The organism is Vibrio sp. Vb1980 (assembly GCF_033338615.1).
Lineage (GTDB): Bacteria > Pseudomonadota > Gammaproteobacteria > Enterobacterales > Vibrionaceae > Vibrio > Vibrio alginolyticus.
This window is the reverse complement of the sequence record NZ_JAWOSZ010000047.1, coordinates 1-1,844: the sequence shown is the minus strand read 5'-3', so window position 1 is coordinate 1,844 and position 1,844 is coordinate 1. Positions and strand designations below refer to the sequence as shown.

3 protein-coding genes and 1 pseudogene are annotated in these 1,844 nt (G+C 44.5%); all 4 read left to right on the top strand.

Annotated elements, in window-relative coordinates:
- Window positions 1-6: 6 nt before the first annotated feature.
- On the top strand, window positions 7-138 hold the full coding sequence (mobC, locus tag R7F64_RS23700) for a plasmid mobilization relaxosome protein MobC (RefSeq protein WP_318072129.1): 132 nt from the start codon (window positions 7-9) through the stop codon (window positions 136-138).
- A gap of 687 nt (window positions 139-825) precedes the next feature.
- Window positions 826-1,293: an MbeB family mobilization protein gene (locus R7F64_RS24575; protein ID WP_203506492.1), complete on the top strand. Its 468-nt coding sequence runs from the start codon at window positions 826-828 to the stop codon at window positions 1,291-1,293.
- Window positions 1,294-1,527 (top strand): MbeD/MobD family mobilization/exclusion protein, encoded by a 234-nt coding sequence (locus R7F64_RS24570; protein WP_169567099.1) that lies wholly within the window; start codon window positions 1,294-1,296, stop codon window positions 1,525-1,527.
- Between the two features lie 61 nt (window positions 1,528-1,588).
- A pseudogene (locus R7F64_RS23690) lies at window positions 1,589-1,844 on the top strand (hypothetical protein); the annotation flags it as partial.

The window sequence follows — 1,844 nt, the reverse complement described above, 5'->3', positions numbered from 1 at the left end:
AATAACTTGAATCAGATCACTAGAGTAGTGAATACCCAGAATTATGATGTCGTGAATGTGGTTCAAGTATTGGCTCAACTTTCAGCAATCGAGCGTCAGCTTGGGCAAATAATGGCACAGTATGAGATCTCAGTATGATTGTTCAGTTCGCTCGTAGAGGTAAGGGCGTTGGGAGTGGCCCTGTTGATTATCTCTTAGGGAAAGATAGAAATCGGGAGAGGGCGACACTCAATCAAGGCGATCCTGATTTAGTTCAATCACTCATTGATTCGAGTCCTTACGCCAAAAAGTACACATCGGGCTTTCTCTGTTTTGCTGAAACGGACTTATCACAAGAGATTAAAGATCGCCTCATGGCTGATTTTGAAAAGGCTTTGTTACCAGGCTTAGACAAAGACCAATACTCCATTCTTTGGGTAGAGCATCTTGATAAAGGGCGGTTAGAGCTGAATTTTGTTATTCCAAATATTGAGCTTCATTCTGGCAAGCGACTTCAACCTTACTACCACTTTGCAGACAATCCTCGTATCGATGCGTGGCGCACCATTAAGAATCTTGAACTAGGGCTTCATGACCCAGATGACCCTGCTAATCAGCAAGGCTTGGTGAGTGCTAAAGACACTCCATCCGATGCAAAAGAGATTCAGCAACTTCTTACCGATGGTCTACTTAATCTTGCTCAATCAGGCGCGATCCGTAGTCGAAAAGGGGTAATTGGTGCGCTTGAAAGCAAAGGATTTGAGATTGCCAGAGTGACAGCTAAAAGCATCAGCATTAAGAATCCCGAAAGTGGGAAACGAAACATAAGATTAAAAGGTTTGTTGTATGAGCAAGATTTTGAATATGGCGAGGGACTTCAATTCGCAATCGAAGAAGCAAGCCAACGCTATCGAGCAAACGCTAAAGAAAGACTTCGAGAGGCACGAACAACGTATTCAAGATGCGTTGAAATCAAGCGAGCAGAAAATCATAAACGACATCCAAGAGCAGCAATCACGTTTGAATCTCTTGGTGATGAAAACATGGATTTGGTTGCCAGTGACCCTGTTATTTTTGGTGATCGTCAGTTACGGGATCGCTTGGTATCAAGGGCAGACGATATTAGACAATCAGAAAAAGATAGCCCGCCAAAAAGCGATCCTAGAGCAGTTCCAGAACAAGACTTGGGGGCTTTCTCTGTACGAGAGCCAGAAAGGGGAACGTTTTATTGTGATACCAGAGGGTTACTCGATTCTGGAGGGGTGGACAATGAACGATGGCAAGAACGAGCTGATCAAGTTGGAGAGGAAATAAATGACCGAGCTAGAGAAACAACTTTTGCACGCCTTCGAGGTTTTAGAGAGGCAGCACAAGGAGCAGCACAGCGAGTTCGTGAAGCTCTACAAGGATTTAGAGAAAAGATTCGAGCAGAGCAGCGAGGAGAACCAACGCTTACAGAGCAGTGTGAGCAGCTTGACCATGCAAGTAAACAACTTGACGCAGCAGCTCCAGTCGTTGGAAAAGCAATACAGCAAGAGCAGTCGTTAGCACGACAAAATCGCAGAGGTCGAGGTTTCGGATTTAATCGTTAATACATTTGAAAATACGCTTGCCAGGAGTACAATGTACTCCTATTCTTTTGGGAGAGGATCGGGTTATTAGCTACGCATTAGAGTTTATTGAAACGCCATTGTTTGAATCTCAGCGAAAAGAGATGCTCACGGATGAAGAGTTTCGAGCGTTGCAGTCAGACATCATCAAAAACCCAGAAATGGGATCGTTGATTGTCGGAACGGGAGGGCTAAGAAAAGTTCGCCTTGCTGGAGAATCGACAGGTAAGAGTGGTGGTTATCGAACGATTTACT

Excerpts from the sequence above, each read along its gene's own strand:
- R7F64_RS24570 (WP_169567099.1), top strand. The coding sequence starts at position 1,294 with ATGACCGAGCTAGAGAAACAACTTTTGCACGCCTTCGAGGTTTTAGAG.
- R7F64_RS24575 (WP_203506492.1), top strand. The coding sequence starts at position 826 with ATGAGCAAGATTTTGAATATGGCGAGGGACTTCAATTCGCAATCGAAG.